The organism is Rummeliibacillus pycnus (genome assembly GCF_044359855.1).
GTDB lineage: Bacteria > Bacillota > Bacilli > Bacillales_A > Planococcaceae > Rummeliibacillus > Rummeliibacillus pycnus_A.
On sequence record NZ_CP132291.1, the window covers coordinates 1,807,175 to 1,829,193 of the forward strand.

The 22,019-nt window shown below is 36.4% G+C and carries 22 protein-coding genes and 1 tRNA gene; 1 reads left to right on the forward strand and 22 read right to left on the reverse strand.

Annotation, left to right across the window (positions count from 1 at the left end; genetic code table 11):
* Positions 1 to 27 precede the first annotated feature (27 nt).
* From Q8X41_RS08865 to Q8X41_RS08880, 4 genes are all read right to left on the reverse strand, one after another.
* Entirely contained in the window at positions 28 to 1,182 is a 1,155-nt protein-coding gene (locus Q8X41_RS08865) for a Ger(x)C family spore germination protein (protein WP_397539868.1), read from the reverse strand.
* On the reverse strand, positions 1,175 to 3,583 hold the full coding sequence (locus Q8X41_RS08870) for a spore germination protein (RefSeq protein ID WP_397539869.1): 2,409 nt from the start codon (positions 3,581 to 3,583) through the stop codon (positions 1,175 to 1,177). The genes Q8X41_RS08865 and Q8X41_RS08870 overlap by 8 nt, the downstream gene beginning before the upstream one ends.
* Positions 3,580 to 4,719, reverse strand: a complete 1,140-nt coding sequence (locus tag Q8X41_RS08875) for an endospore germination permease (RefSeq protein ID WP_397539870.1) — start codon at positions 4,717 to 4,719, stop codon at positions 3,580 to 3,582. Before Q8X41_RS08875 ends, Q8X41_RS08870 begins: the two co-directional genes overlap by 4 nt.
* 307 nt (positions 4,720 to 5,026) lie before the next feature.
* Positions 5,027 to 5,098: transfer RNA gene (locus Q8X41_RS08880), tRNA-Arg, on the reverse strand.
* Positions 5,099 to 5,284: 186 nt separating this feature from the next.
* Between Q8X41_RS08880 and clpP the strand changes: the two genes are divergently transcribed.
* On the forward strand, positions 5,285 to 5,878 hold the full coding sequence (gene clpP / locus Q8X41_RS08885) for an ATP-dependent Clp endopeptidase proteolytic subunit ClpP (RefSeq protein ID WP_397539871.1): 594 nt from the start codon (positions 5,285 to 5,287) through the stop codon (positions 5,876 to 5,878).
* 161 nt (positions 5,879 to 6,039) lie between these two features.
* Here the strand turns inward: clpP and Q8X41_RS08890 are convergent, their stop codons facing one another.
* From Q8X41_RS08890 to lgt, 18 genes are all read right to left on the reverse strand, one after another.
* Complete coding sequence (locus tag Q8X41_RS08890; RefSeq protein ID WP_397539872.1) at positions 6,040 to 6,297, reverse strand: HPr family phosphocarrier protein; 258 nt, start codon at positions 6,295 to 6,297, stop codon at positions 6,040 to 6,042.
* A gap of 157 nt (positions 6,298 to 6,454) precedes the next feature.
* Positions 6,455 to 7,402: a DNA-binding protein WhiA gene (gene whiA, locus Q8X41_RS08895; protein ID WP_397539873.1), complete on the reverse strand. Its 948-nt coding sequence runs from the start codon at positions 7,400 to 7,402 to the stop codon at positions 6,455 to 6,457.
* A 36-nt stretch (positions 7,403 to 7,438) separates the two neighbouring features.
* Positions 7,439 to 8,425, reverse strand: a complete 987-nt coding sequence (gene yvcK, locus Q8X41_RS08900; RefSeq protein ID WP_397539874.1) for a uridine diphosphate-N-acetylglucosamine-binding protein YvcK — start codon at positions 8,423 to 8,425, stop codon at positions 7,439 to 7,441.
* Positions 8,426 to 8,429: 4 nt separating this feature from the next.
* Positions 8,430 to 9,311, reverse strand: coding sequence for an RNase adapter RapZ (rapZ, locus tag Q8X41_RS08905; protein WP_397539875.1), 882 nt, complete (start codon positions 9,309 to 9,311; stop codon positions 8,430 to 8,432).
* On the reverse strand, positions 9,304 to 9,786 hold the full coding sequence (locus Q8X41_RS08910; protein ID WP_397539876.1) for an NUDIX domain-containing protein: 483 nt from the start codon (positions 9,784 to 9,786) through the stop codon (positions 9,304 to 9,306). Before Q8X41_RS08910 ends, rapZ begins: the two co-directional genes overlap by 8 nt.
* A gap of 439 nt (positions 9,787 to 10,225) precedes the next feature.
* The gene (gene trxB / locus Q8X41_RS08915) at positions 10,226 to 11,173 is read right to left on the reverse strand and encodes a thioredoxin-disulfide reductase (protein ID WP_397539877.1); all 948 of its coding nucleotides are present in this window, start codon (positions 11,171 to 11,173) and stop codon (positions 10,226 to 10,228) included.
* 244 nt (positions 11,174 to 11,417) lie between these two features.
* Positions 11,418 to 12,944, reverse strand: coding sequence for a tetratricopeptide repeat protein (locus Q8X41_RS08920; protein ID WP_397539878.1), 1,527 nt, complete (start codon positions 12,942 to 12,944; stop codon positions 11,418 to 11,420).
* Positions 12,945 to 13,025: 81 nt separating this feature from the next.
* The gene (gene hisIE, locus Q8X41_RS08925; protein ID WP_397539879.1) at positions 13,026 to 13,646 is read right to left on the reverse strand and encodes a bifunctional phosphoribosyl-AMP cyclohydrolase/phosphoribosyl-ATP diphosphatase HisIE; all 621 of its coding nucleotides are present in this window, start codon (positions 13,644 to 13,646) and stop codon (positions 13,026 to 13,028) included.
* Positions 13,643 to 14,401, reverse strand: a complete 759-nt coding sequence (gene hisF / locus Q8X41_RS08930) for an imidazole glycerol phosphate synthase subunit HisF (RefSeq protein WP_397539880.1) — start codon at positions 14,399 to 14,401, stop codon at positions 13,643 to 13,645. Before hisF ends, hisIE begins: the two co-directional genes overlap by 4 nt.
* Entirely contained in the window at positions 14,401 to 15,138 is a 738-nt protein-coding gene (gene hisA / locus Q8X41_RS08935) for a 1-(5-phosphoribosyl)-5-[(5-phosphoribosylamino)methylideneamino]imidazole-4-carboxamide isomerase (RefSeq protein ID WP_397539881.1), read from the reverse strand. The genes hisF and hisA overlap by 1 nt, the downstream gene beginning before the upstream one ends.
* Positions 15,135 to 15,782, reverse strand: coding sequence for an imidazole glycerol phosphate synthase subunit HisH (gene hisH, locus Q8X41_RS08940; RefSeq protein ID WP_397539882.1), 648 nt, complete (start codon positions 15,780 to 15,782; stop codon positions 15,135 to 15,137). Before hisH ends, hisA begins: the two co-directional genes overlap by 4 nt.
* Positions 15,779 to 16,369, reverse strand: a complete 591-nt coding sequence (hisB, locus tag Q8X41_RS08945; RefSeq protein ID WP_397539883.1) for an imidazoleglycerol-phosphate dehydratase HisB — start codon at positions 16,367 to 16,369, stop codon at positions 15,779 to 15,781. Before hisB ends, hisH begins: the two co-directional genes overlap by 4 nt.
* Position 16,370: 1 nt before the next feature.
* Entirely contained in the window at positions 16,371 to 17,651 is a 1,281-nt protein-coding gene (hisD, locus tag Q8X41_RS08950) for a histidinol dehydrogenase (protein ID WP_397539884.1), read from the reverse strand.
* A gap of 14 nt (positions 17,652 to 17,665) precedes the next feature.
* Positions 17,666 to 18,289 carry an ATP phosphoribosyltransferase gene (gene hisG / locus Q8X41_RS08955; RefSeq protein ID WP_397539885.1) on the reverse strand — a complete coding sequence of 208 codons (624 nt, stop codon included), beginning with the start codon at positions 18,287 to 18,289 and terminating at the stop codon, positions 17,666 to 17,668.
* The gene (locus tag Q8X41_RS08960) at positions 18,282 to 19,451 is read right to left on the reverse strand and encodes an ATP phosphoribosyltransferase regulatory subunit (RefSeq protein ID WP_397539886.1); all 1,170 of its coding nucleotides are present in this window, start codon (positions 19,449 to 19,451) and stop codon (positions 18,282 to 18,284) included. Before Q8X41_RS08960 ends, hisG begins: the two co-directional genes overlap by 8 nt.
* Positions 19,452 to 19,570: 119 nt before the next feature.
* A complete protein-coding gene (locus Q8X41_RS08965) occupies positions 19,571 to 20,095 on the reverse strand; it encodes an acyltransferase (protein WP_397539887.1) in 525 nt (174 codons plus the stop codon).
* Positions 20,088 to 20,747 carry a pyrophosphatase PpaX gene (gene ppaX / locus Q8X41_RS08970; RefSeq protein WP_397539888.1) on the reverse strand — a complete coding sequence of 220 codons (660 nt, stop codon included), beginning with the start codon at positions 20,745 to 20,747 and terminating at the stop codon, positions 20,088 to 20,090. The genes Q8X41_RS08965 and ppaX overlap by 8 nt, the downstream gene beginning before the upstream one ends.
* 429 nt (positions 20,748 to 21,176) lie before the next feature.
* Positions 21,177 to 21,986 carry a prolipoprotein diacylglyceryl transferase gene (lgt, locus tag Q8X41_RS08975; protein WP_397539889.1) on the reverse strand — a complete coding sequence of 270 codons (810 nt, stop codon included), beginning with the start codon at positions 21,984 to 21,986 and terminating at the stop codon, positions 21,177 to 21,179.
* Positions 21,987 to 22,019 lie beyond the last annotated feature (33 nt).

Sequence of the window (22,019 nt, forward strand, 5' to 3'; positions counted from 1 at the left end):
AAATATATTTCATCAGTATGTTATTCTTTATCTTCTAAGTGTTTCTTTAAAATTCTTTCTTCCTGAATTCACTAAAATATCTACCTTAATATTACGAATCGAATCCTCACGCAATTCAATCTTTCCGTTTTTTTGAAGTTTCTTCCACACCTTTACATCTTTACGAAATAGATTTTCAGATAGATGGTAGACATCGGCATCAATACTTAATCCTTCTTTAAAAGTATCTCTAATTTCTTTTTTAACTTCCTTTTCCACTTCTTTTTTAACTTTTTTCTCTTTTATGCTTCCTTGGAATCCCCCCAACTCTACTTCCATTTTTATATTTACATCAAAGGAAACCGAATTATTTTTAACAATTGGCGTAACTTTTACAGCATCCACTTTTCCGTTACCGGTAATATAACGCTTTCCCTCAGAGTCAAGCATAATTGACAATTCTGCTCTTTTGGTTTTCTTATCCATCCACGGTAATCCTTTTGCTTTATCCCCTGTGATATTCCCTTTAAAACCCTTTGGAGAAACTACACTTACTCCATTTATAGTAGTAATCATATTCTTTTGTTTTTCCGTTTCCCAATTATGAAGAAGTGACACGGAGGGGATAGCCACTTCATAACTCGGCTCGTCTAGTTTGAATATTAACTGTCGAACATTCAAAGGCTCAATCGTAGAATCTTGTCTAAATGAATTTAAAGGATCTGATAATTTAGATAATGATATTGCTTTATTAAGAATAGGTGTTACTAACATGACCTCTTTCAAAGGCTCATTCGTGCTATACACCCAAGTTAGATATCTTGTATTTAGAAATCGGATAAAGGGATTAATAAATGAATCCATCTTTCCGGATTTAAGTAAATCTTCAGAAAAAACTATATATGCAAGATGCCCCCAATAAAGTTCTTCATCCATTGATTTGTACAAATTATAAAACGCTTCTTGTTCTGTTTTACCAGACGAATGTCCCACTTCAGCCTGAATATTATTAGGGTTAGGAGGTTGTTCAGATTTTGCTATGTTGGCAAAATCAATAATTTGAGTATATATTTCGATTTTTCCATCTTTATAACCCACACCTACTCCGTAAATATAGAGCATTCGCTCTGGTTCTTTTGTATCCCAACATCCTGAGATTAGCGTTATGAGCATTATAAGTATTATCAGTATTTTCTTATTCATTTTTTTCCTCTTGAGTCTTAGTTTGATCTTGAGTATTTGTTTGATCCTGAGTATTTATTTGACTTTGATTATTTGTCTGACCTTGAGCATTTGTTTGATCCTGAGTATTTATTTGACTTTGATTATTTATCTGACCTTGAGCATTTGTTTGATCCTGATTATTTGTTTGACTTTGATAATTTGTCTGACCTTGAGTATTTGTTTGATCCTGATTATTTGTTTGACTTTGATAATTTGTCTGACCTTGAGTATTTGTTTGATCCTGATTATTTGTTTGACTTTGATAATTTGTCTGACCTTGAGTATTTGTTTGATCCTGATTATTTGTTTGACTTTGATAATTTGTCTGACCCTGAGCATTTGTCTGATCCTGATTATTTGTTTGACCTTGCGTATTTGTTTGATCCTGATTATTTATTTGACTTTGATAATTTGTTTGACCTTGAGCATTTGTCTGATCCTGATTATTTGTTTGACCTTGCGTATTTGTTTGATCCTGATTATTTGTTTGACTTTGATAATTTGTCTGACCTTGAGTATTTGTTTGATCCTGATTATTTGTTTGACTTTGATAATTTGTCTGACCTTGAGTATTTGTTTGATCCTGATTATTTGTCTGACCTTGAGTATTTGTTTGATCCTGATAATTTGTTTGACTTTGATAATTTGTCTGACCTTGAGTATTTGTTTGATCCTGATTATTTGTTTGATCCTGATTATTTGTTTGACCTTGCGTATTTGTTTGATCCTGAGTATTTGTTTGATCCTGATTATTTGTTTGACCTTGCGTATTTGTTTGATCCTGAGTATTTGTCTGACCTTGAGTATTTGTTTGACCTTGAGTATTTGTCTGACCCTGAGTATTTGTTTGGCCTTGAGTATTTGTCTGACCCTGAGTATTTGTTTGGCCTTGAGTATTTGTTTGACCTTGAGTATTTGTTTGACCTTGAGTCCCTGTTTGATCTTGAGTCTTTGTTTGATCTTGAGTCCTTGTATTATCTAGAGTATTTAAAGATTCTGGACGCTTTTTATATTTCTTTGCGGGTAATCGAAATAAAGACTTAGTTATGGTTGACCAACTTAGATCTGCTGCAATATTCATATAAGGAACTCCAAATATCCTTATACTTGATAAAAAAGCAAGTGTAAAGAATAGTGATAAAAAAAAGCCAAAGAACCCGAATAATGCAGATACTAAAATAAATAAAACACGTAATGCACTGACCGCTGTTACTAGTGATTGGTTAACGAGTGTAAATGTTGCAATGGTCGAAGTAGCTATAATCACAACCATCGCAGGACTTGTAATACCTGCTCGAATAGCTGCATCTCCAATAATTAACCCACCTACAACACCAATCGTACCACCTAGGACAATTGGAAGACGTAAGCCCGCCTCACGAAAGAGCTCAAACATGGCCAGCATAACGAGCATTTCAAGCGCTGCAGGGAAAGGAAGTCCTGTACTTGCTTGAACAACGGTTGCTAAAAGTTGGAATGGCAATTGATTTTGATGAAAAGTTGTTAAGCAAAGCCAAAATGCTGGTAGAAGTGAACCAACTAATAGCCCAACAATTCGCATTACTCGTTGAACTGAACCAAAGACTACTGGATATTCATTATCCTCACTTGTCTTTAATAATAAAAATAGATTGACTGGGGTAACCATTGCATATGATGTTCCATCAACAAATATAATGAACCTTCCTCTAACAAGAGATTGAACAGCATAATCTGGTCTCCCCGAATATTCATGTCTTGGGAACATAAGGGCACCATTATTTATACGTTCCATAAATAAATCAGCACTCCATACAGCATCTGTGTCAACTTTACTAATCTGCTCTTTTATTCCATTTAATATATCTTTATTTGCAATATCATCAAAATATAGAATGGCAACTTTCGTTTTTGAACGTTTTCCCGCTTCTAATTTTTCGACGCACAAGGAATTGGTTGGCAAGCGTTTTCTTACTAAAGCAATATTTACAGCGATATCTTCTATAAAGTTATCCCTTGGTCCTTTTATGGTTACTTCTGTACGTGTCTCTTCAGGATTACGATTTGGTTTTTTGGCAATATTACTGGAAAAAAGGAGCTTTCCTTCTTCGAAATAAAGTAGAACAAAACCTGTATATACTAGTAATATCGCTTCTTGTTCATCCTTCACTTTTTTTAAATCTGGGACATACAATTGCGATTCCACTTGTTTTTCTAGTGATTCATCCGTCAAATTACTACATAAGAACCCAACACGTGGGACAATGACTTCATTTAATAACTGCAGATCAATCATTGATTCACATGTGATGAGATGTATTGTATGATTATCAAATTTATACTGTTGGAATTTAACATCTGCAGATTTCTGAAATAACTGCTGCAAGACATTCAAATTCATTGAGTTTTCACTTGGTTCGATTGTTCTTCACCACCTTTCTTGTCATTTTTATCTTTTTTGGATGACTTTCCCGATGCTAATGCAACAATCGAAAGGAATAACGATAATATGATAAAGAAGAGAAAAGTACTTATTAAAAAATATTTTCCATTAATATCTAAAAAAACATTATCTCTCAAAAGAATTAACGATAAACAGATGAAAAAAAACGGCGGCGCAAGCTTAGTCCAAATTTGTTTTTTATCTTCAGACATATTCAATATGTCTGAACAAATATATAAGATAAGACTTACTCTTAGGAATGTCCCAGTTAGCCACTGATAAATAGAGAAGAAATCTATATGTTCAATAAAACGCCCAATTGTTGCTAGACCCCATTCTTCATAAGCTGGATACCTCTGCTTTGCTGCTTCCGAAGGTCCAAACTCTGTAATAGCACCAAGGAGTGGACCTGTTGTTAAGCCCACTAATATGAGGAGCATTATTGCAAAATGATACCATCGCATACGATTTTGTATTTGATGCTGAAGAAATAGAAGCAGCAGTAACTCAACAAATCCAGATGCAGGGTAAACAGATCCCATTAAAACTGGTTCTAACCCATGTTCGAAAAACGGTCGTAATAGCTCATAATCCTTCACTTTTATATTGACAAATGCCACAAAAAACCCAAAAATAACTACACCCGTTAATACAAATACGTTTACTATGACAATAGTTTGCAAACCCAATGAAGCAAGAAAAATAATAAGCGCTGCATAAATGACTAATAAAATAACAACTGGCGTCTTCTGTAAAAAGGTTGTAGAAACCCAAAGTAATGTTTCTCTCATCGTAAACGCTGCAAGTAAGAGTAAATAGAAAGCTGTACTATATAAGACAATCGATGATCCAACTTTTCCTATTTTTTGTTTTAACCAATCTTTAATCGGCTCTTGGTTAGATTTATTATGGACATAAACTATAAGAAACAACCATATAAAGGTTACAAATGCTCCAAGTAAAACAGATGCCCACCCATCTCTTCCAGCAGACTTTAATATTGATGGAATAACGGTTACATGATTTTTCAAACCAATAAACGTCATCGTCAAGAATACAACATGTAATATACTAATTGTTCCCGAGTTCTTCATTTATTTACCTTCCATCGTTTATTGATAAACGATAGTTTTGACAAAAATACATAATATTATAAGTAAGTATGTGTAAAACTTTTTGAAATGTACCAAATTCATAGCTCAATTTCTTTTCTACTTTCTCCCATCATTTTGAGCAAAAATATCTACACTTATAATATTTGGGTATAAAAAAATCCTCCAATCAAAAAAAATTGATTAGAGGATGATATTATTAGGGAAAATTTGGTTATAATTACTAACAGTTCTACTCCCTTATATACACAAGCCCTTATATCATAAGGGTTTGTGCCTTGTTTTAGTACGCCCACGGAGGGAATCGAACCCCCAGCCTAAGAACCGGAATCTTATGTTTTATCCGTTAAACTACGTGGGCAAAAAAGTATTTGCGACTTATCTATTATACAAATTAAATAGGAACAATTCAATACGGTAAAAAAATAATCGTAACATTTGACCTTTATTGACCATAATGTGTATGATAAGGTTACAGCTGAAATATATACAGAATTTCAGCATATTGAAGACGAAATTACCTTATTTAATTGAGGAGGCTATTCACATGAACTTAATACCTACAGTTATTGAACAAACAAACCGCGGTGAACGTGCTTATGACATCTACTCTCGTTTACTAAAAGACCGCATCATTATGCTTGGAAGTGCCATTGATGACAACGTTGCGAATGCAGTTGTATCTCAATTGTTATTCCTTGAAGCGGAAAATCCTGAAAAGGACATTTTCCTTTACATCAACTCTCCTGGCGGTAGCGTAACAGCTGGTATGGCTATTTACGATACAATGCAATTCATCAAACCAGATGTACAAACAGTTGGTATGGGTATGTGTGCATCAATGGGATCATTCTTACTTACAGCAGGTACAAAAGGTAAACGCTATGCTTTACCAAACTGTGAAGTTATGATTCACCAACCTCTAGGTGGTGCACAAGGTCAAGCAACTGAAATCGAAATCGCTGCAAAACATATCTTAAAAACACGCGAAAAATTAAACGGTATCCTATCTGAACGTACTGGTCAACCTATCGAAGTCATCGCTCGAGATACAGATCGTGATAACTACATGACTGCCGAACAAGCAAAAGAATACGGTTTAATCGACCATATTATGGAACGTAATGAATTGAAAAAATAAGCACTAATAGAGGGGACGGCAAGGCTCAAATAGAGTCTTGTCGTTTTTCTGTTACTAACCGGTGAAATTTTGGATGCTATCCACGATTCTGGCCCTCTAATCAATCAAAAAAGCGGTGTAGAACAACTGAATTGTTCTACACCGCGCTTTTTTGAATTACATTAGTCTTCGTCTTCAATTATTTTAACAAGTTTTTCTAATGCTTTCTCTTCGTCATTACCTTCTGCAATTAATGTTACTGATGTTCCTCTAGCAATGGCTAAGCTCATAATTCCCATGATACTTTTGGCATTTACCTTTTTATCGTCTTTTTGTAGGAAGACATCGGCAGTGTGACGATTTGCTTCTTGGACAAATAATGCCGCTTGTCTTGCTTGTAAGCCTGATTTAAGTTTTACTACTAATTGTTTTTCTACCACAATTGCTCCCCCTTTTTTAATAAGTACATTTTACATTACTTTTACATTATCTCAAATAATAGGAATTTTTAAGTTTTTGATTTACTTATACTTTTTAGCATAGCTGTTTATAAAAGCTAGCGATTCCTTCATATTGTAGATTGGTGGAATGATGTCACTAAACTTTTAGCTTTTCTCCACGTCTTAGCGCTTCAGCAATTTCGTCAATTTTGCGTAGACGATGATTTACACCTGATTTACTAACGACACCTGTCGATACCATTTCACCCAGTTCTTTTAATGTTACGTCTTGATATTCTACCCGTAATCTTGCAATTTCACGCAGTTTTTCCGGTAGTTGTTCAATACCAATCATGTTATCGATATAGCGTATATTATCCACTTGGCGAATTGCTGCTCCAATTGTTTTGTTTAAGTTGGCTGTCTCGCAATTGACTAGTCTATTGACACTATTACGCATGTCACGAACAATCCGTACATCTTCAAATTTTAGCATGGCTTGGTGCGCACCTACAAGACTTAGAAAATCTGAAATCTTCTCTGCTTCTTTTAAATAGGTAATAAAACCTTTTTTACGCTCAATTGTTTTTGCATTGAGTTCAAAATGATTCATCAAGTCCATCAACGCTTCCCCGTGTTCCTTATATAAAGAATACACTTCTAAATGATAGGAAGACGTTTCAGGGTTATTGACAGAGCCTCCCGCTAAAAATGCTCCACGCAAATAGGCTCTTTTATTTTCTTCAGTGTGGATTAACTCTTTTGAAATCGTATGATTAAAAAGAAAATTACCCGAGAGAATATGTAGCTCTTCTAGTAACTCTTTTGCACCTTCACGTACCCGACAAATATAAACATTATTTTTCTTAAGTCGCATTTTCTTACGGACTAAGAGCTCGATTCGATAGTTATATAATTTTTTCAAAATGGTGTACATTCTACGAGCAATTGCTGCATTTTCAGTTTGCACGTCAAGACTCAATTGACGATTAGCAAATGACAGAGAACCATTCATTCGGATAAGGGCAGATAGTTCTGCTTTTAAGCTTGTATCTTCTGCTTCAACTTGAGTTAGTTCTTTTTTAGTTTCCGAAGCAAATGACATATCGACTCCCCCTCTCTATCAATAATTTATTTTACGCTAATTCGACAACTTTTGCTTGTTTTGTTGATAATTTGTCGCATATTCTACTAACCATGCAGCAACACGGTTCGTTTCATGGCGCACAACACCATCATGAATATTTGCAATATCCTTTTTCACGACTTCTAGTCCCATACTTTCTAGGCGCTCTACATCGAATTGTACAGGCTCTGCAGACTCTTTAATATAAGCTTCCCTAATTGCTTTTGGTACCTCTTCATCGTTAATTAAAATGGTTTGAATGAAATTCTTACCAACATGGTCATACAGCGCTTGCACATGATCTCCTGCAGTATAGTTAGATGTCTCACCAGATTGAGTCATTAAATTACAAATATAAATCTTATGACCTTTTGATTTCAATACTGCCTTTTTAATTCCCTCAACTAAAAGATTTGGGAGAATGCTAGTATACAAACTTCCAGGACCAATAATAATAATATCTGCATTCTCGATGGCATTAACTGCTTCTTGTAATGGCAATACATCTGGAGGTGACAAATAAACGCGTTTAATCCGTGTATTGAACGTTGGAATTTTTGATTCACCTTTTACGATTGTCCCATCTATTAATTCAGCCATTAGTGTAATTCGTTGATTGGCTGCTGGTAAAACTTTACCATGTACATTTAATACTCGACTCATTTCGCGAATAGCATGCGAAAAATCCCCCGTTATTTCTGTTAATGCCGTAAGCATTAAATTACCGAGAGAATGACCACCTAATTCTTCTTTCCCTTTAAAACGATATTGGAACATTTCTTCAACTAACGGTTCCACTTCAGATAATGCTGCAATAACATTTCGAACATCACCGGGTGGCGGAATCGCGAAGTCATCACGCAGTCTCCCTGAACTTCCACCATCATCTGCAACAGTTACAATGGCAGTCAAATCTACAGGAAATTTCTTTAACCCACGAAGTAATGTAGACAGACCCGTGCCACCACCGATGAGAACAATCCGCGTTTGTTTTTTTTGCATAAGGTTATCCCTTTCTCTTTGCAATATCGCGATGGGTAATCACTGTCGGAGCATGCTGATCAAGGTGGCTGCCAAAGTATTCTGCTAAAGTAACCGAACGATGTTGTCCACCCGTGCATCCAAAGGCAATGATTAATTGCGTTTTCCCTTCTTTTTTATAAAGCGGTATCATAAATTCAAACAAATCCATTAATTTTTCTATTAATGTGTTTGTTTCCTCATACTTTAATACATATGATGAAACTTCCTCATCTAACCCCGTTTTAGGTCGTAGTTCCTCTATATAATATGGGTTTGGTAAAAAACGGATGTCAAAAACCAAATCTGCATCGATTGGCATGCCATATTTGAATCCAAAAGACATAACATTCACTGTGAATTTTCGAGAATCTACACCTGAAAATTGCGCAATAATCCGTTGACGTAATTCTCTTGGTTTCATACTTGACGTATTATAAATATATTGAGCACGTTCTTTTACATCCGCTAAAAGCTCACGTTCATGATGAATTCCGGTTAGTGGTAAACCATTTTCGGATAATGGATGTGAGCGACGCGTTTCCTTGTATCGACTCACTAACGTTTCATCATCTGCATCCAGAAATAATATCTTGGTTGCAACAAGGTCTTCTCGTTCAATACGATCCAATGCCTCAATTAATGATGAGAAGAAATCACCACCACGCAGGTCCATTACAGCCGCAATACGAGAAATTTCTTTTTTAGATTCTTTCATTAAATTTAAAAAAGTCGGTAATAAAGCTGGTGGTAAATTATCGATACAATAATAACCCAAGTCTTCAAAACTTCGAATAGCTACTGATTTTCCTGCACCAGACATTCCCGTTATAATAATTAACTCGTTTACTGACTGTGGACTAGGCATTCCATCCATCCCCTTCACACGATATCTGTATTTTTTCTTCTAACAATTGGAATTCTTCTGTATATGTAAAAGTTCCATATTGTGTACCAGATTGTTCAACTGCAAATAATAAGTTCGTGCGATCTCCTTCTGCCATTGGTAAATGCTTGAGATCCTCTATAGGGTGCCATTCTAACACACCTTCACGTGTTTCTTTATATGGTATTCCTTCTAAATTCTCTGCTACAAAAGTGAAAAGCATCCACTCATTCACTACTTCTTCTCCACGTCTAATGACCATTGTGTAAACGCCTTTTAGATGTGGTTTCATCGCAGTAGTGCCTGTCTCTTCTCGAAACTCACGACTTGCTGCTTCGAAAATAGACTCTCCACTTTCAATTTTCCCTCCAGGTGCAACATACCAACCGCGTCGTGGCTTCTTTAATAAAAGTACTTTGTCGTCTTTTTTTACTAATAAATTGGCGATTCTTTGCACACACGACACCTCATTTCTAACAATTCTTATAATCTTTATTATACATTTTTCCACTGTCCGAGTACAAAGGAATAATCTAAATACACAATTTCAGGTGATTTTATTCAAACAGTCACTGGAATGTTAGCATTACTTAACTAATATGTTTATCACCACTTAGACTGGCATTGACACTACTCGGCCGGCCGACACATTATCTAATACCTGTGGCTACCCTGCTTACCACATATAAAGCTTCAAAGTATCGCACGATAAGGTTACAATAACTATTTCCTTACTGCTCAGCTCAAGTAAAAAAAAGAGGCTGTTTCTGTCAGTCGAGGGAACCGATAGAAACAGCCACAACAATATTCTTATAAAAAGGGGTTATTACCTTATTTACTATACACAATCATTATTTCAGCTATATGACAAGTGTATTAAGAACACATTAAAAAGATTATTTGATTGCAAATTTCTCTTTTAGTTCTTCAACGTAATGTTGAACAACTTGAGCAGCAATACTTCCATCACCAGTTGCCGTAACGATTTGTCGTAATGTTTTGTCACGTACATCACCAGCAGCATAAATACCTGGTATGGATGTTTCCATTTCTGCATTCGTTTTGATGTAGCCGGCTTCGTTTAGAATTCCTAAGTTTTCGAATGGTTTTGTAAGTGGCAACATTCCGATATAAATGAATACACCGTCAGCCTGTACTTCTTGTTCAGTACCATCAATAGTAGAAACAAGTGTTACGCTACCTACTTTACCGTCTTTTTCATTTACTTCTTTAACAGTATTATTCCAGATAAAATCTATTTTCTCATTTGCAAATGCACGATCTTGAATAATCTTTTGTGCACGTAATTTATCGCGACGATGTACGATTGTTACTTTGTCAGCAAAACGAGTTAAGTACATGCCTTCCTCTACTGCAGAGTCCCCGCCGCCTACAACGATCAGGTTTTTATTCTTAAAGAATGCACCATCACATACTGCACAATAGCTGACTCCACGGCCACCAAGTTCTTTTTCACCAGGTACACCCATTTTTTTGTATTCTGCACCTGTTGTAATAATGATTGTACGTGTTTTATATTCTTTTGAACCTGCTTTGATGGTTTTGTACTCTTCTCCATCGATGATTTCAGTGACATCACCATAAGCATATTCTGCTCCGAATCTTTTGGCATGTTCAAACATTTTAGTAGATAATTCAGGTCCTAAAATAGATTCAAAACCTGGGTAGTTTTCAACTTCTTCTGTGTTGGCCATTTGTCCACCTGGGATTCCTCGTTCTAACATTAAAGTAGAAAGGTTGCCACGTGAAGTATAAACTGCTGCAGTCATACCTGCAGGACCAGCACCTATTATCACAACATCATAAATTTTTTCTTCGGACATGTCTGTTCCTCCTAAGTTGTTCCTATTTCATTAGTTTTAATCTTAGAGTATAGCCATTGTTTATGACAAGATATCTGCCTTAGATAAAGTGAAACTTCCATCAGTGAGGGTTTTTTTCATCCCTCACTGATGGTTAGTTGAACCAATCGGGCTTTTACGGGCAGTTATCCCCCACCTATCTTCTTTGCTTCTCTCTCAATCTTGAGGTGGGGGTATTACTGCCCGTTAATGCGGGATAAAGGAATTACTTATCGAAAAGAGGTAAATACTGTATTAATTCGTTCACATATTTTGTTAATGTAGCTGGAGAAATACCATAATATGTTGCGATAGACTTTTTGGTAACATTTTTCATGCGAGATGATTTATACATATATTCAGTAGCGGCCGCTAGCGCATTAGGATTCTTAAATGCATAGCCATCCTCTAAAGCACGTTCACATAATACAAACCACATTTGGAATAAAAATGAGTCATTTAATTTTAACGGTTTTACGTCATTGTATAAGATTTCTAAAACTTCTATAGAGCGCAAAAACGGCTTTAATGTGCTATCATCTTCAAGAAAATTATGGTCTAGTGTATAGGCTAAAAACAGCTTTTCAATCGCTGAATAATTATCGATCCGAATCCAACTTGGATGTGCGAGAATTTCTTGTTGATGTGGTGATTTTCCGACTAAAAATATCCCCAATAAACGTTCACTTCTATATTCACTCTCTAATTTCCCTACGATAAAATCACGATCTACCTCAATCGAATCAGAATCAAACACTTCGTCTTCGTCTTGCATAGACCAAGGTTCATACCCTACTTTTTCGGGGTCAATTTCTATTAATTTAGCCCAAGTTAATCTTGCTTCTTTTTCATATCCAGAAAAATAAGCTGCATGAGAAAGCCAAAAATAATAGCCCGGATCTCCTTCAAAGCCCTGTCGCTTCATACTTTGCAACCATTTGTAAGCATCCTCATAACAACCAATCAGGGCAAGAGTTGCACCAAGCTTATATCGTTGTTCAAAAGAAAAAGGACTAAGTTTCACAAGTAATTCTGTTAATACTTGTAATTCCTCTTCATCTTTTTCGTAATAAGCCATTACCGTTAAATTACATAGAGCATGTAAATTCCCATAATCCCCTTGTAATACTTCATGTAATAATGCTCTCGCTTGCTCAGAATCACCTTTATAAAAAAACGCAAGCGATAAATTATTATACGCTGCCCAGAAGTCGGGTTGATCTGTTATAATGTTTTCTAAAATCTCAATCGCTTCATCAAGCTTCCCTTGCTCCATTAATTTTCTTGCCTTTTCTTGTAAGTACATAGCTTCACGATTCAATGAATTTCCAGTGACTGTACTTTCCTCCATTGATGTGGCAAAATCGATTATTTCTATTGCCTCATCTGCATACTCTCCCATTTCATCGAGGCGTAAATATTCTTCAGCAAAATACTTTGCATCCTCAGTCAAACCTACTTGTGCAGATGCTTCCGCTAAAAACAATAATATTTCAGGTTCATTCGGATCAAGCTCATTTGCTTTTCTTAATAATTCTAGTGCGTGATCAATACGACCAGCTTCCATCTCGACGATAGCATATTGTAGTAATATTAAGGAATCCTCTGGGCTAAGTTCAACTGCTCTGCGCAAATATTTTAGAGCTTTTTCTTCTTGATCACGATTTAATGCTTGTACTGCTTTTTTATAATAAAATTCACCATTTGGAATAAAGGACACAACATTTTTTCGAGTATTTTTTTCACTTTTCATATCCTAAAATTTTCCTCCGAAAAACAATAAGGAACGTTATTATACGCTCCTTAGACATAGTATCCTATATTATAACATAGTTTAGTGTTTTTCATGGCGTTTTTGAAGAACTCCTAAAACTTCGTATATATCTAATTTTTGCTCTTGTAGTAGCACTAATAAATGATAAATTAAATCCGCTGCTTCCCATTTTAATTCTTCAGGGTCGCGATTTTTTGAAGCAATTACGACCTCTGTAGCTTCTTCTCCAACTTTTTTACAAATTTTATCAACGCCTTCATTAAATAAATATGTAGTATATGCGCCTTCAGGCATTTCTTTTTCGCGGCCTCTAATGACATTTTTCAATGTTTCTAAAATATCTAATGAGCCGATTGAAGGATCTTTTTCCTTAATAACTTCAGTGAAACAAGATACTGTTCCGTTATGGCAAGCTGGTCCTTTTGGTAAAACTTCCACAATTAAAGCATCTAGATCACAATCTGCACGCATTGCAACTACTTTTTGAGTGTTACCACTTGTTTCACCTTTATGCCAAAGTTCTTGTCTTGAACGACTGAAGAACCAAGTTTCACCTGTTTCGATTGTTTTTTCTAGTGATTCCTTATTCATATATGCTACTGTTAATACTTCTTTTGTTTGTACATCTTGAACAACAACTGTGATTAAACCTTTATCATCAAATTTAAGATTTTCAATCATCTTACTGCCACTCCTTTTTGTTTTAAGCTGCTTTTCACTTCTGCAACACTTGTCTCTTTATAATGAAAAATCGAAGCGGCTAATGCTGCATCAGCATCAACGTCATGTAGTACTTCATAGAAATCATTCGCTTTCCCCGCGCCACCACTTGCGATAATTGGTACATTTACAGCATCACGAATTGCTTTTGTTAATGGTAAATCGAATCCTTTCTTTTCTCCGTCCTGATCCATACTTGTTACAAGTAACTCACCTGCGCCAAGTGCTACAGCTTCCTTAGCCCAAGCTACTGCTTCTTTATCAGTCTTATTTCGTCCACCATGCGTATAGACCATCCAAGTATCATCTTCTTCGCTCCATTTAGCATCAATGGCAACAACAATACATTGTGCACCGAAATAATCAGCGCCTTCTTTTATCAGTTCAGGGTGATTAATCGCTGAGGAATTAATCGATACTTTGTCTGCACCAGCACGTAGCAAACGTTTCATATCTTCTAGCGTTCTGATACCTCCACCTACTGTAAATGGAATCGCAAGAGCTGACGCTGTTTTACGGACTACGTCGACCATCGTTTCACGGCCCTCATGTGAAGCAGAAATATCTAGGAATACTAGTTCATCAGCACCTTGTTCGTTATAAAATTTTGCTAATTCAACTGGATCTCCAGCATCACGAAGCGAAACAAATTTAACACCTTTAACAACGCGGCCCTCTTTGACATCTAGACACGGTATAATTCGTTTCGTAAGCATTATTCAGCCTCCTTCAACGCCTCTTGTAGAGTAAAGCGTCCTGCATATAAAGCTTTACCTATAATAACGCCACTAACTGTCGAATTTTGTGCTGCAGTCTTAACCTTCGCAATATCTTCTAATGCACTAATACCACCAGACACAATGATTTCAGCGCCTGTTTTTTGTGCTAATTGAATATTTGCTTCAATGTTAGGACCCGCTAGTGTACCATCTGTTGCAATATCAGTGAAAATAAAATACTTTGCGCCTGCTTTAGCAAAATTTTGACCGACTTCAATAGCTGATTGATCCGAGGTTTCAATCCAACCATGAGTTGCGACCATACCATCTTTTGCATCTAAACCAATCACAATTCGTTCTTGCCCAAATTCTTTGACAAAGCCTTTTACTAGTTTCGGCTCACGGATAGCTAAGCTTCCGATAATCACACGATCCACACCATTTTCCAGGTAATAACGAACATCTTCTTCGGAACGTATACCGCCACCAATTTGAACCTTTAGCGGTAACTCTTTTGCCACACGAATAACTTCTGCAGCGTGTGCACGTTTTCCATTTTTCGCACCATCTAGATCCACCATATGTACAAAACTTGCACCTGCTTCTGCAAAACTCTTTGCCATTTCGAATGGAGAGTCTGCATAAACAGTTTCTCGTTCATAATCTCCTTTAAATAGTCGTACACATTTTCCACCTCTCATATCGATGGCTGGAAATATTTGAATTGAACTCATGATACGGCAACCCCTTTCGCTACTGAACGAAGCCATTGTTGTAATAAATAAACGCCACATTCACCTGATTTTTCAGGATGGAATTGCATACCTGTCACGAATCCTTTTTGCACGATACCAGGAACTTTACTATCTCCATACTCCGAAAAAGCAACTAGATTTTCCTCGTCCATATCTGTTGCGAAATATGAATGCACGAAATAGACATAGCGTTCCTTTGGTAATTGCTCTAACCAAGTTGGGGCTTTAGCAAATTGCAAATCATTCCATCCCATATGAGGTACTCGATATGATTTTCCTGAAGCATCTTTACCTGAAAACTGTTTAATGCACCCATTAAAAATACCTAGCCCTTGCCAAAATCCATTTTCTTCACTTTTCTCAAATAAAAGCTGCATTCCTAAACAAATACCAAGGAGTGGTTTTTTCGTTGCGATTACTTCTTTAAATAGTGACACAAGACCCGTATCTTGCAATTTCTTCATAGCATCCTGAAATGCACCAACACCAGGAAGTATAAGTGCATCACATTGCAATAAGCTTTTTTGATCTGCAGAAATAACAACTTCACATCCTAAACGCTTAATCGCTTGTTCAACGCTAAAAAGATTCCCCATTCCATAATCGATCACACCGATTTTCATGTTAACACCCCCTTCGTTGATGGTACCCCTTTAACACGTGGATCAATTTGAACAGCATTATCAAGGGCTCTCGCTAATGCTTTGAAAACAGCTTCAATAATATGGTGCGAATTATGCCCATAAGGAACGATAACATGTACATTCATACGAGCTTCTAATGCAAATTTCCATAGGAATTCATGTACAAGTTCAGTATCAAATGTGCCAACTTTCTGAGCTGGAATTTCTGCACGGAATTCTAAATGTGGACGATTTGAACAATCAATTACCACTTGTGCAAGTGCATCATCCATTGGTACAAATGCATTACCGTAACGTTTTATTCCTTTTTTATCACCTAGTGCTTGTTTAATTGCTTGGCCAAGCACAATACCTAAGTCTTCCGTAGTATGGTGATCATCAATTTCTGTATCGCCATGCGCTTCGATTTTGCCATTAAAAAGGCCATGCTTCATGAAAAGGTCAAGCATATGGTCCATAAAAGGTACACCTGTTTCGACTGTGGCTTTTCCTTCACCGTCTAAATCGATTTCAACAGCTATCTGAGTTTCGTTTGTCTTACGTTCTATTTTTGCGTAGCGCGCCATCCTATTCCTCTCCTTTTCCCCATCCGCGAGATTCTACTGCTCTTGCATGTCCTTCTAATCCTTCCAAACGAGCTAGTCTTGCAATTTTCGGCGAATTTTCGGCCCATGTTTTTTCTGTATAATACACAACGCTTGTTTTTTTGATAAAATCATCCACATTTAACCCACTTGCAAAACGTGCAGTACTATTTGTTGGTAATACGTGGTTAGTACCCGCAAAATAATCACCGACTGGCTCTGAGCTATATCTTCCTAAGAAAATGGCACCTGCATTTTGAATTTGTTCACTCACTTTTTGTGCATCCACAGTGACAATTTCTAAATGTTCAGGTGCTAATTGATTGATCGCTTGTATTGCTTGTTGCATTGATTCTGCAATATAGATTCGTCCAAAGTTTTCAACAGATTGTTTTGCAATAGCCATACGTGGTAATGATTGTAACTGTTCTTCCACTTGGGCTTGTACGTTCTCAGCAAGATGTTCACATGTTGTCACAAGAATTGGACATGCCATTGCGTCATGCTCTGCTTGTGAAAGTAGATCTGCAGCGATTTCATCTGCATAAGCTGATTCATCCGCAATAATGGCAATTTCACTTGGTCCTGCGATCATATCGATTGCAACTTCGCCGAATACTTCTCTTTTTGCTAATGCTACGAAAATATTCCCTGGTCCAGTAATTTTATCTACTGCTTGAATCGTTTCGGTACCATATGCAAGTGCTCCTATCGCTTGAGCTCCACCCATTTTATAGATTTCTTCAATTCCTAAAATAGAAGCTGCTGTCAAGACCGCAGCTGGAAGCTTACCATCCTGATTACAAGGTGTCGCTAAAACGATTCGTTCAACCCCTGCAACTTGGGCTGGAATAACATTCATTAAAACAGAGGAAGGGTAAGCTGCTGAACCACCAGGAACATATAGGCCTACAGAAGCGATTGGTAAAATACGTTGACCTAGCCATGATCCATTTGCGAGATTTAATTGATAACCATTACGTTTTTGTTGTTCATGATATAAACGAATATTTGAAGCTGCTTCTGTTAAATCTTGTACTAACTGAGAATCTAATGATGCGACAGCTTCTTTAATTTCTTGCTCGGTTACACGTAAGGAATCAAGTGCGATACCATCCCATTTTTTACTATACGCTTTAACTGCTGCATCTCCCTTTTCCCTTACATCGGCTAACACTTGACGAACTGTTTCTAACTGTTCTTCGTTACCACCTTCTAATGGTCTTTTTAATGAAATAGTATCTGTTAATGCTTCAATTTTCATAGCAAATCCTTCTCTCATTTCACACATTTTTTGAGTCGTTTCACTAAATCTAGAATCCGTTCATTTTTCATACGATAACTTACTGGATTAGCAATTAATCTTGATGAAACATCTGTGATAAATTCATATTCGACAAGTCCATTTTCCTTTAATGTTTGGCCTGTAGATACAATATCTACGATGCGATCTGCGAGACCAATCATAGGAGCTAATTCAATAGAACCGTTTAACTCAATGATTTCTACTTGTTCCCCTTTTTCACGATAGTAATCCGAAGCCACAGTTGGATATTTTGTCGCAATGCGCGGTGCAATTTCATTCAATGTTGTATCAGGTAATCCAGCAGAAGCAATATGACATTTACTAATATTCAAATCAAGTAATTCATGTACTTCTCGATGTTGTTCTAGTAAAACATCTTTTCCTGCTATCCCAATATCCGCTACACCATGTTCTACATAAGTGGGAACATCCATCGGTTTGGCTAATATAAAGCGTATTTTTTCTTGCGGTATTTCAATCACTAACTTGCGTGACATTTCTACATTTTCAGGTAATTCAAAACCTGCCTCTATTAACATTTCATAGGCTTCCTCGAAAATACGTCCTTTTGGCATGGCAATCGTTAACTCATTCATGAATGATTCCTCCTTGCCCAATTCGTACAACTTCTGAAAAATGATTTTCAAATGCCGTTAAATTATCTAAGCCTTCCATCGATTGTAATGTTGTACGTTTCCCTTGTGCACGTAGTTTTTTAGCTGTGGCAAGTGCTTCAGAGAGTTGTGGTGCTACAAATAATACAAGAACTTCATCGTTGTCTTCCTCTTTCTGAGAAATCACTTCCAATAAATGATCTACTCGAAGACCAAATCCAATGGCTCCAACTTCTGTGCCGAATTCCTGTAGTAATCCGTCATATCTTCCACCGTTTCCAAGTGGGAAGCCTGACCCAGTTGCGAATACTTCGAAAAGCATACCTGTGTAATAATTCATATGACTCGCTAATGTAAAGTCAAAAGCAATATATGAAGTAGCATCCGCTATTTCTAAAATGGATGCTAATTGTTCCATATAAATAAATGCATCTTTTTCATATACATATTTTGCAATCTCTCGAATGCTTTTCATCTCTGAAGCATCTTCGATAAAGGATAATAATGTTTGCTCATTTTCAGTCGGTAAGTTATAGGATACAACTGCTTCCTCAAAACCTACGACATTTTTGTATACAAGCAAGCTATGTAATTCTGCAAACTGTTTTTCGTTTTGTACATTCTTTTTGATAATGGCATTCAAAATACCTGCATTTCCAATTGTTAGCTTAAATTCTTCTACTCCTAATGATTTTAATAAATGGATAGCAGTTAAGATAACTTCAGCATCTGCATATACAGATGAATCGCCTATAATTTCAATTCCCATTTGTTCAAATTCTGCAGGACGTCCACCTTCTAATTGCTGTGCACGGAAGACATTGGCAAAATAAGAAAGACGTAATGGAATTTTCTCTTTTAATAACTTAGAAGAAGCGACACGTGCAATAGGTGTCGTCATATCTGGCCGAAGTACTAATGTATTACCTTGACTATCTACTAGTTTAAAGAGTGAAGGATCCATAATTGCCGAAGCTTTACCAACTGTATCGTAATACTCAAGTGTTGGTGTTTGTATAAAGTCGAATCCTCTTAAACGAAGAAATTCACGACCAGTTTGTCGAATAACTTCTTTCTTTTCAAAAATCTTTGGAAATGTATCGCGCATTCCAAGCGGTTTTTCAAACTTTCGAATTGGTGACATTTTTACACTTCCTAATCCATATACTTTAACTTACTAGAGTGTTAGAGTGTTGACGTATGAAAGTATTCTATAATAAGAAAAACACGAAGTCAAGTACCTATGACGGATTTGTCCATAAGTTATGACTTTTTTGAATTGACTGATTCTTTCAAAGCCATTTCTTCTTTTGTATAGATAATACGCATTGGATTACCACCAGCAAATGCACCTGGAGGTACATCTTTGTTCACTAATGTCATGGCAGAAATAATGGCATCATCTCCAATCACAACACCTGGCAGAATTGTAGAATTTGCTCCTATCATGACACGGTCCCCAATTACTACATCTCCTAATCGATATTCATTTACCAAGTATTCATGAGCTAGAATTGTTGTATTAAAACCGATAATCGTATCACTTCCCACTTTAATTCGTTCGGGGAACATGGTATCTGGCGTTACCTTTAAAGCAAATGCTGTCTTTTCTCCCACTTCCATATTTAAAAAAGTACGATACAACCAGTTCTTTACAGATAGAAATGGTGTATAACGGGCCATTTCTATAACAATGAAACATTTAACTACTTTCCAAAAAGATACTGTTTTATAAATTTGCCATAATGACGTACATCCTGACACTGAATACCTTTCTGTTCTACGCATTAGTTTGCTCCTCTACGATTGTTATTAAATCAGTCATGCGATGCAACATATAATCCGGTTTGAATTGCATTAAGAATTCTTCCCCTTTCATGGACCAGGCCACTCCAGCTGTTCTAACTCTAGCATTTTGACCACCAACTATATCATGTGAGTTATCTCCAATCATCAAAACATTATCTTTTTCTAAATGCATTTTTTTTAGAGCTAAAAGTATAGGTTCTGGATCAGGTTTGACATGTTTCACATCATCCATACTCACTACAACTTCAAATAAGTCTTCAATACCTAATAGACGAATTCCTTTTGATAAAGAGTCTAAACCTTTAGTCGAAACAATCGCTAATCGAATCCCTTTTTCTCGTAAAACGAATAATGTTGATTTCACGCCTTCGAATTCTTTTGCTAATTCATCATGGTGTTCGTCGTTCCATCGGCGATATTGTCGAACCCATTCCTCTGCTCTCATGGAATCAATTGTAGAAAATGATTCCATTAATGATGGCCCAATAAACGGAATCATGTCCTCTCTTGTAAATTTCCCGGGAAATTCCGGTTCTAGCACATGCAAAAAAGTTTGTATAATTAGTTCATTTGTGTCTAATAATGTACCGTCAAAGTCAAACAATAATCCTTTTATGTTTTTAGTTGTCATCAGATACAACCCCTTCTTTGTCGAATAGAATATGGAAATATTATTACAAAGATAAAAACTTATTTCCATTAAATTGACTGATACTTTACTTGGATTTCCGATAAATATTTCCCTAGACAAACAAAATGCCGCATCACTACGGAGACCCTAAATCCTTGGAATCAAGGAAATTAGAGATATTACCCATAGCAATATCGGCGAATGTTTCATCTATGATTTTTATCCCGCATTAACGGGCAGTAATACCTCCAACCTCAAGATTGAGAGAAAAGCAAAGAAGATAGGTGGGGGTTAACTACCCGTAAAAGCCCGATTGGTTCGGTCCAACAGGATGTTGGACACTCAGTTGTTGCCACAGGACGTGGCGAAATTAAACTGAGTTCTTTTTTAGTGGGGGTGAAGAAAACCCCCACTGATGGAAGTTTCACTTTATTGATCCTTATATCGAACTGGTGGTTTGATAGTTAGTCTGCGATAGATGATTAAAACAACACCTACTACTATACCAACTAATGAAACGATTTGTGCTATACGTAAATTACCGATTAGTAAACTATCTGTTCTCAAACCTTCGATAAAGAAACGGCCAAATGAATACCAAATAATATATGTTAGGAATATTTCTCCACGACGTAAGTTCGCTTTACGAAGTAGTAGTAAAATAATTAAACCAACTAAATTCCATGTAGATTCATATAAAAATGTTGGGTGATGATAGAAACCATTGACATTCATTTGCTCGATAAGCCAGTTTGGTAAATGAAGTCCTTCTAAAAATGAGCGATCTACTACACGGCCGTATGCTTCTTGGTTCATAAAATTACCCCAACGCCCAATAATTTGACCAATGATTAGGGATGGAGCTAATATATCAACGATTTTCCAGAAGCTAATACCTCGTTTTTTAGTGAAAATAAAAGCGGTAATTAATGCACCGATAATAGCACCATGTATTGCTATACCGCCATGCCAAATCTTAATAATTTCACTTGGGTTCGAAGAATAATATGGCCATTCAAACGAAACATAATATATACGAGCGCAAATAATTGAAATTGGTACTGCCCAAATAAGTAGATCTGTTAAAAGATCTTCTCCAAAACCTCTCTTCACCATTTCTCTTTGTCCTACAAAGTAGGCAATAATAATCCCGCAGGCAATGATGACACCATACCAGCGTACTGAGATTGGACCAAGTTGCAGTGCAACTGGATTAATAACCATTAAAATTGAATCCATAATAATCTGTTACTCCTTTCAGCCCTACTAGCA